This window comes from Polyangium sp. 15x6 (genome assembly GCF_029960785.1).
Classification (GTDB): Bacteria; Myxococcota_A; Polyangia; order Polyangiales; family Polyangiaceae; genus Polyangium.
The window spans coordinates 43,643-52,031 of record NZ_JASBQE010000089.1; the positions used below are offsets into that span (position 1 = coordinate 43,643).

Genomic DNA, 8,389 nt, shown 5'->3' on the forward strand with positions numbered 1-8,389 from the left:
GGGCTCACGCGCCACGCTCCAGGGTGGAGCGCTTCAGGTTCGCCCCGTTGAAATCGGCGTCCTTGCCTTGCGCGGCGGTGAAATTCGTCTCGTAGAGGTTTGCCTTCACGAACTTCGTCCGGCTCACGAGCGCCCTCGAAAAATCGGCTTCGAAGAAGTTGGCTTGCGTCGCGTCCACGCCATCGAGCTTCGCCTTGTAGAACCGGGCCCCCGGGAGGTTCGCCCGGACGAACGAGGCCGCGGTCGCGGAGACGCGGGTGAAATGGGAGCCCGGGAGATCGGCGTGGGAGAGGTCGGCGTCTTCGAGGTTCGCGCCTTCGAGGAGGACCTTTTCGCCGGAGGTATCCGCGAGCGAGGCGAGGACGAGGTGCGCGTCGTGGAAGCTCGCGCCCCCGATGCGCGCGCCCACGAGCCGTGCCTTTCGGCCGCGGACACGAGCGAGGAGCGCGGAGACGAGCGAGGCGCGCTCGAACGAGGCGCCGTCGATCGTGGCCTCGGTGAAATCGGCGCGCTCGAAGTCGGCGCGCTCGGCGCGGGCTCCCGTGAGGTTCGTCCGAGTGAACACCGCATAGGGGCCGCTCGCCTGCGCGAGCGTGGCGCCTTCGAGGTCGCCGTCCTCGAAAAAAGCCGTTTCCAGGGATGCGTGGCTGAAATCTGCATTCTTGGCGCGGACGCGGGCGAGGTTCGCGCGCCGGAGATCCGCAGAGACGAGTCGCGCGCCTTCGAGGTTCGTCTTGAAGAGCACGGCGTCGCGCAGATTCGCGCCGGAGAGATCGGCGCCGGAGAGGTCGGCGCGCGTGAGGATCGCGCCTTCGAGGTTCGCGCCGCGCAAGTCGAGGCCCCGCAGATCCTGCCCGGTGAGGTCCTGCTCGGAGAGATCACGCCCCGGCCCGGGTTCGTCCGTCGAAATGGGGCCCGTGGGCGGGCGGTACGCAGGATCGAGCTTTTGCCAGCGGGGATCGTGGGGGACGGCTTCGAGCTCGGCGAGCTTGGCGGAGAGCTCCTCCCGTTTGTCCGCAGGAACGTCCTTGTCCGCGAGGTTCTTTTTGACGCGCTCGACCTCTTCGAGCACGCTGCGCATGGTCCTGCGCAGGCCGAGCGGCGGGAGGACGCCCGGCTTCTTGATGACCATCGAAGGCGGCGCGTCGTCGACCGCTTGCGCGGCCTTCGCGAGGTCGGCGTCGATGTCCTTGTGCCCCTTTGCCTTCTCGCGCGCCTGGGCGATGCTCTTGCTGACCTCTGCGACCATGGGCGCGCCGAACGCGCCGAGCTTCTGATCGATCTTCGCCGAAATGGGATCGAGATCCGAGCGCAGGGGAGGCGGCTCGCCGCGCTTTTCAGCCTGCGCGCGGGCGATGACGTCGGCAAATTCGGGGGGCATGGCCGCGGCGAGGTTCACCGGATCCTTCTCGAAGGCGAGGAGGATGTCCCGGTAATGGGCCTCGGGAAGGGGCCTCGTGCCGAGCTGCTCCTGGGCGATGAGCATCGTGCGGACGTCTTCGAGATCGTGCTCGCGGACCTCGATGACGCCACGGAACGTCAATTCGAGGACGTTGCGATCCAGGTCGGCGAGCAAGGTGTCGAGCGAAATCGGCACCTCGCGGAACCGGCCGGCGTCGTCGTGCACGAAGGCGCGAACGCGCGTGCCGGGCAGGCGCGTGCGCAGCGTGGGCTCGGTCGGCGAGAGGTTCTGGAAGAGGAGCTCCTCGTCGCCGCGCAGATACCCGGGGAGCTGCTGATCCGGAGGCGCGGCGTGGAAGTGCGTCCAGTCGAGATCCTCGGCGTAAAACGGCGCGCGTTTGTCCTGCCAGGCCTTTCCGTACTCCTTGCCGAGTTTGCCCGCGCGGGCAGGCCAGTACGGGCTCACGGGGCCAAACCCCGCTGGAATCGGGCGATCGCCGCGGCTCCGGACCGGCACGTCCGGGTATTCCACGTTGGGCAGTTCGTCGCCGAGGCCCTTGCCGGCGGGGTTGTCCAGAAAACCTGCGCCGCCGAACGCGTTCGCCCAGGTGAGGGGCATTTTCGTGAAGCCGATCGGAGCCGAGGGGACGGCGCCGGGCAGTTTGTCGGACCAGGCCCGCCGCCCGACGACACGCAAGGTCTTCGACCAGGCGCCGACCGCGAACCGGACGAGGCACTCCGTGAGGGGAATGCCGCCGGCGGCGTGGCAATGGCCCTTGACGAAGACCTCGGCGTTCAGCTTGAAATCGGCGAAGTCGCTGGGAAAGAGGCTCTCGCCCGTGCGCTCCTCGTCGCTGTCCGCGAACGTCTCGCCGGAGAGGAAGCGCTGATCGATCGGCTGCTCGACGACCTTCAGCGCGCCGCCGGGCCCGAGCGCATACGTGGCGCGGACGACGACGGTCATCTCGGGCTGTGGCGGGCGCCGCGAGGTGAGCTTCGTGCCGACGAGGAAGGGGGTGAGGTTTTTCGTGAGCATGACGTCGCCGGAAGCTCAGAGCCCGAGCTGCACCTGGATGCCGGCAATGCCTACTTGCAAGGCCGTGAGCTTGCTGTCGAGCGAGACCGTCGAGTCGTTGAGGGTCGCGTGCATGGTCTGGAGCGAGGCATTGAGCTCCTTCAACGCGATCTCCTTCTTGTCCGGGATGCGGATCTCTTCGTGGTGCTTGCCGATCGTCCACTCGTGGCTCCACCCGATCGTGAGGCCGACGCGCGCGCCCAGCGTGAACTCGCCCGTGAGCCCGACGATGCTGATGTTGCCCTTCGCGCCGATGATCTCCGTGTCGAGCTGCGCCGCGGCGATCGTGAGGCTCCCCATCGTACCCGCCATCGTCGTCTCGAACTGCGCGCCGACGATCGTCAGCTCGTTCGAGTTGAGGACGTCGGTCTTGGTGTTCGAGCTGAGCACGTACGTCTCCTCGAACGTCGCGGGCACGCGGCGGGTGAAGCTGCCCGTCTTGGAGGTGATCGTGCCGTCGCAATACGTGGTTTCGCTGATGTCGCCCGTGACGTCCGTCGTCGAGCTCGTCGTGTCCGCGTACGTCTCCTCGGTGATCGAGGGGACCCGCTTGGCCGAGCTGCCCGTGTAGCTCTCGATCTTCGAGGCCCAGGTCTTCTCCAGGATCTCGGGGTTGCCGTAGGGTTTTTCCAGATCCTCGTTCCACTCTTGTGGGTTCTCGGAGCCCACGATGGAATGCTTGTAGTTGCCGTACCAGTGCTCGTAGAAGTCGCCGGCGTAATCGCTGGTCTGGCAGAAGTTGTTCGTGGTGTTCTCGAGGTGCCAGGTGCCACGTTGCCCGAACAGGCCGGCATGGAACTCCACGCGCACGCTGGCGCCGGGCATCGAGGCCGGGCCGAGATCCTGGAGATGGCCGCCGGAGAGGTCCCAGCCGCCCGCGCCCCCGGGGTCGTCCTGGCGACTCATCACGACCATCTTGTAGTTGCCGCGGATGACCTCGACCTTGTCGCCATAGGTGGTCGAGATGCGATTGCCGTCCGTATGATCCCACCAGCCGCCGCGCGTGAGCAGCGCCGCGCTATGGGCCAGGCGCTCTTCCTTGAGGCGTGATTGGTTGTCGCGGTCGTCCTCGCCCCACGGCGGGTCACCGATGCGCTGATCGTCGAGGAAAACGCCTCGGTTGTCCTCCTTGTCCTTGCCCGTCTTCTCGTCCTTGACGATATCGCCGTTCGCGTCCCTGAGCGGGAGGACGCCGACGCCGGTGTTGTCCTCCAGGTTGGGGTATTTCGTTCTGACCTCGGACCCGAAAGGCAGCGTGGCCGGGCCGCCCTGGCCCGACGAGACCACGAGCGCCACTTTGGCAAGCTCCTGCGCGCGTTTCGCCGCCGGGTCGTTCTCCGGGTGCTCGTGGAAGGCGCCGAGCCGCAGGAACGAGCTCATCGTCTGGCCCAGGCGATCGCCCTTGGGAATCAGCGGCGAGGATTCGTCGTCCGGATCCTCGTGCACCATCTTGGCCTTCTGCCCGACCGGATCGATCGCGAAATCGGGCACCGAAATCAGAAGGTACTTGCCCTCCGCCGAGACATCGTCCGCCATGTGCTCGCGCCTCCTACGGAAGAGACGCTAACAGAGCGCTCATCCGGCTGTAAAGCTATGAAGTCGAATGACTAGCCCGACATGCGCTCGCACGCGCGCCGGAGCTCTTCGAGTTTCTCGGATGACAGATGCAGCGTGATGCGATCTTTACGATCACCGTCGCGGTAGCCGAGCGTGAGGATCGCGATCTTCCCGGTCCCCGCGTCGCCGCGGCTCGAAGCGAGGACGGCGTCGACCCGCCATTCGATCGATTCGACGACGGCGCCGTGATCCGTGAGCGTATCCCGTAAGGCGCCCGCCCCGATGGCCGTGCGTACCGCGTCGTACTTCGAGAGCAAAATCGGCGCGATGACCGCGGCCTCCGGCGAGAGCGAGCCACCCGCGAGGCCCACGATGTCTTCCTCGAATCGCGAGCGCTCGAGGCCCCGCGCGCACGCCTCGCGCACGAGGAAACGCGAGGCCTTGAGCGCGCGGGCAAGATCGTCGCGCGGGACGTCGAACGCGCGCGCGAAGGTATCGAGCGCAGACTCGGCCGAGGCCGGCACAGGATCGGGCAGCGCCGGGCCGAGCGCGTCCCAGAATCGCGCGCGAGCTCGCTCGGGCAGCCGCGCGAGGGTCTTGAGGTCGGCCGCGATCGCCTCGGGCGCGGCTTTGCCGCCGAGGCAAAACAAGGGGAGGGTCATGCGCTGCCGTTGCTCTTGATCAACGCGTCCTTCATCTCGATCAGAATCCCCGTCGCCGTCTTGATGCGGTGTGCCGGCGCGCTGTTCGACGCAACAGGCGAGGGTGTGATCGCGTTGGGAACGGTATGCAAGATGATGGGCCGGTCCGGGTCGCCGTCGACGAAGCCGACGAGGACCTCGGTCCCGGGCTTCAAGGGGTGATGGTGCCCATAATTCTGACCGGAGTGCGGCTGGGCCATACGAATACGGCGTGAGACGAATTGTCGGTCGCCCGTTTGCGACGTGTCGAACATCATGCGGACGAGGTAACGGCCCTCCTCGTCGATGCGCGCGAAGAGGCTTTCGGTGCCCTCCATCTCGTGCGCGATGACGCCGTTGACGACGCCGTTGATGTGGGGCTTCGGCGTGACGCGCGCGGGCCGGAAGGGAATGGTGTTCTCGATGGCGCGGAACGAGTTCGTATAAGGAATCTCTTCCTTGCCGCCGAAGAGGGCGACGGGATGACGCGCCGCGTGCTCGATTTCGGTGACGAGGAAGGTGACGTCGCCGAGCTTGGGGTGCCCTTCGAGCGTGAAGCTCCCGCCCGCGCGGACCCAGCCGAGATCACTCTCCAGGCTGAAGACGCGGTGCGTCGCCTCGGTCTCCTCGGCGCGGATCTTGGCGAGCCGCGCGGCTTCCACGGGCGTCTTGCAATGGGCGCCGTACTCGACGAGGCCGCCGCCGAGCCCGGACGGCGCGTCGGCGCTGCCCGTGGGATCGACGAGCGGTATACGATAGTTGTAATCGTGCACCACGTGGGCCCGGGGCACGAGGCGGGTGGTCGCCTCGATGTGGTAGATGTCACGGCGCTCGCCGCGCGACCGGAACGCCGCGTGTTCGTGGCCCGGCGCCACGGGAAAACCCTGGTTGTCGTCCGTGAAGACGATCTTGTCGCGGTCGCCCTCGTGCTCGAAGAAAAACGTGATGCCCTCGTGCTCGGCGAGGCGCGAGACGAACGCGAGGTCGGTCTCCTTGTACTGCACGACGAACTCGCGCTTCGGGTACGTCGCGGTGAGTCGCATCTCCACGTCGTCCCCGCCGAGCCCCACGAGCTCGAGTTTCTTCTGGATGATCTCGGGGACCGAGAGCTCCATGAAGATCTCCTGCGTCCGCACGAGCGAGAGGCGATGGGCGCGCGGGACGAGGAGCAGGTAGTACGAACAGGTGTTTGCCTCGGTGTCGATGCGGTCGCGGATCTCGGCGATCATGCCGTGGATGCGCCGTACTTCCTGGCCCTGTACGTCGAATACGAGCGTCGCCGTCGCGCCCTCGACGAGGGCGAGGTCGAGCCCCGGGGGCTTCGTGCTGGCGACGCCGATCGAGAGCGCGAACGGCTTTCCAAGCGATTCGCGTCCCGAGAGCTCGAAAACCTGCAAATCATCGCAGGGGAAATCGTCAGACTCGATCCGGAGGTGCACGAGGTCGTCGGGCATGGGGAGAGGACAACAAATGGCGACGTGACCGTCAAGACAAGATGGGTGGGGCTTTCAGAATGCCTCTCCCCGAAGGCGTGGCAGTCGTGTTAGCTTCTCGTGCCGCCCCGATCCCGGGGCCTTTCGCGCGGGACGACGTCATGAGCGCCTCAAGAACCAGCAATCTCTCGGTCGAGCTCGCCTCGGGCGATGGCTTCGATGTCCGCGAGTTCTCTGTGAGCGAGAAGATCTCGCAGCTCTTCGAGGTGCGCCTCGTCGCCCTCAGCGACAACCCCAACGTCGATTTCGAGGCCATCGTCGGCCAGCCGGCGCGCTTCGTGATGCACGGCGGGCACGGCGAAGGCGCGCAGCCGCGGGTCTGGACCGGCATCTGCAACGAGCTCGAGCAGCTCGGCGCGGAAGAGACGGGCCTGTCGTCGTACAACGTCTCGATCGTGCCCACGCTCTGGCTCGCGACGCAGCGCCGGAACCACCGCATGTTCCAGCAGCTCTCGGAGCCCGACATCGTCGTGAAGATGCTCTCCGAGTGGGGCATCGAGCCCGTCCTCAAGATCGACAAGGGCGCCTACAAGAAGCGCAAGTACCGCGTGCAGTACGCGGAGACCGACTACCAGTTCATCAGCCGCATGCTGGAGGACGCGGGGATCAGCTTCTACTTCGAGCCGTCCGAGGAAGGGACGAAGCTCGTGCTCTCGGACGCGCCGCAGTCGAACGCAGCCCGCAAGCCCATCGCGTTCCGGGACAACCCCACGACGGCCGATCGCGAGCACGTGACCGTGGTGCGCATGGCCCGCAAGGTGCGCCCCGGGAAGTACACGATGCGCGACGTCGATTACCGCAGGCCGCCCTCGTACAACCTCGCGGCCACGGCCTCCGGCGCGGAGATCCCGCTCGAAGACAAGCTCGAGCGGTTCCACTACACGCCGGGCGCGTTCCTGTTCGGCGCAGAGAAGGGCGACGACACGCCCGCCGCCGACGACAAGGGCAAGGCGCGCACGGACGAGGCCGAGGGCGCGAAGCTCGCCCAGAAGCGGCTCGAAGCGAAGCGCGGCAGCGGCACGGCGATCTCGTTCCAGACGAACGTGCTCGATCTGGCGCCAGGCGTGGTGACGAGCTTCCTCGATCACCCGCGCGCAGATCTCGCGTCGGACAAGCAACTGCTCATCGTCGAGTCGCACATGGCGGGTACGTCGACGGGCGAATGGTCGCACCATTGCGAGGCGAAGAGCACGAAGATCCCGCACCGCCCGAAGGCCGTGATGCAGCGGCCGAAGGTGAACGGCGTGGAGAGCGCGACGGTCGTCGGCCCGGCGGGCGAAGAGATCCACTGCGACGAGTTCGGCCGCGTGCGCGTGCACTTCCACTGGGATCGCGAGTCGAAGATGGACGACAACAGCTCATGCTGGATCCCGGTGAGCCAGCCCTGGGGCGGCGCCGGCTACGGCGGCATGAACCTGCCGCGCATCGGGCAAGAGGTGCTCGTCGACTTCATGGGCGGCGATCCGGATCGTCCGGTGATCGTGGGTCGCGTGTTCACGAACCTGCAGAAGGTGCCGTGGAAACTGCCCGACAACAAGACGCAGAGCGGTCTGCGTTCGAACTCGACGGGCGGGAGCGGCGGCTACAACGAGATGATGTTCGAGGACGCGCTCGGCAAGGAGCTCGTCCGGTTCCAGGCCGAACGCGACTACAACAAGCTGGTCAAGCGCGACGAGAACACGACCGTCGGCAACGATCGGACGAAGGTCATCCAGCGCGACGAGAACGTCACGATCGGCAACGATCGGACGAAGACGGTGAAAGCGAACGAGACCATCTCCATCGGCAAGAACCTGATGAAGACGGTTCAAGCGAGCGAGCGCGAGGTGACGGGCATGAACCGCAGCGTCGTGGTCGGCGTGAACCGCTCGACGCAAGTCGGCGGGATCGACTCGACGATGGTCGGCGGGACGCACTCGGTGCAAATCGCACCCCCCGGCGAGGGCGGTGGTGGGCCGACGACGGCGCATGTGATGGAGCACGACAAGATCACGCTGGGCACGCCAGGCGGCGCGAGCATCACGCTCGAAGGCGACAAGGTGACGATCACGGCGACGACGATCGAAGTCGCAGGCTCAGGCGTCGTGAGCGTGACGTCGTCGGGCGGCGACGTGATCATCAAGGGCGGCCCGATGGTCAAGATCAACACCTGAGGAACGCGTGGGACGTGGGGGGCTTTGCCC

5 protein-coding genes are annotated in these 8,389 nt (G+C 66.6%); 1 reads left to right on the plus strand and 4 read right to left on the minus strand.

The genetic code is table 11. The features are described 5' to 3' along the window. Positions 1–4: 4 nt before the first annotated feature. The 4 genes from QHF83_RS40935 to tssI (QHF83_RS40950) form a co-directional block, all read right to left on the minus strand. Complete coding sequence (locus QHF83_RS40935) at positions 5–2,437, minus strand: DUF2169 domain-containing protein (protein ID WP_282423526.1); 2,433 nt, start codon at positions 2,435–2,437, stop codon at positions 5–7. 15 nt (positions 2,438–2,452) lie between these two features. Then, complete coding sequence (locus tag QHF83_RS40940; protein ID WP_282423527.1) at positions 2,453–4,012, minus strand: hypothetical protein; 1,560 nt, start codon at positions 4,010–4,012, stop codon at positions 2,453–2,455. Positions 4,013–4,083: 71 nt separating this feature from the next. Then, positions 4,084–4,695, minus strand: a complete 612-nt coding sequence (locus QHF83_RS40945; protein ID WP_282423528.1) for a COMM domain-containing protein — start codon at positions 4,693–4,695, stop codon at positions 4,084–4,086. Then, a complete protein-coding gene (tssI, locus tag QHF83_RS40950) occupies positions 4,692–6,167 on the minus strand; it encodes a type VI secretion system tip protein TssI/VgrG (protein ID WP_282423529.1) in 1,476 nt (491 codons plus the stop codon). Before tssI (QHF83_RS40950) ends, QHF83_RS40945 begins: the two co-directional genes overlap by 4 nt. 140 nt (positions 6,168–6,307) lie before the next feature. On the opposite strand from tssI (QHF83_RS40950), the gene tssI (QHF83_RS40955) reads away from it, so the two are divergent. After that, positions 6,308–8,359, plus strand: coding sequence for a type VI secretion system tip protein TssI/VgrG (gene tssI, locus QHF83_RS40955; RefSeq protein ID WP_282423530.1), 2,052 nt, complete (start codon positions 6,308–6,310; stop codon positions 8,357–8,359). Positions 8,360–8,389: the final 30 nt, after the last annotated feature.

Excerpts from the sequence above, each read along its gene's own strand:
- QHF83_RS40935 (WP_282423526.1), bottom strand. The coding sequence starts at position 2,437 with ATGCTCACGAAAAACCTCACCCCCTTCCTCGTCGGCACGAAGCTCACC.
- QHF83_RS40940 (WP_282423527.1), bottom strand. The coding sequence starts at position 4,012 with ATGGCGGACGATGTCTCGGCGGAGGGCAAGTACCTTCTGATTTCGGTG.
- QHF83_RS40945 (WP_282423528.1), bottom strand. The coding sequence starts at position 4,695 with ATGACCCTCCCCTTGTTTTGCCTCGGCGGCAAAGCCGCGCCCGAGGCG.
- tssI (WP_282423529.1), bottom strand. The coding sequence starts at position 6,167 with ATGCCCGACGACCTCGTGCACCTCCGGATCGAGTCTGACGATTTCCCC.
- tssI (WP_282423530.1), top strand. The coding sequence starts at position 6,308 with ATGAGCGCCTCAAGAACCAGCAATCTCTCGGTCGAGCTCGCCTCGGGC.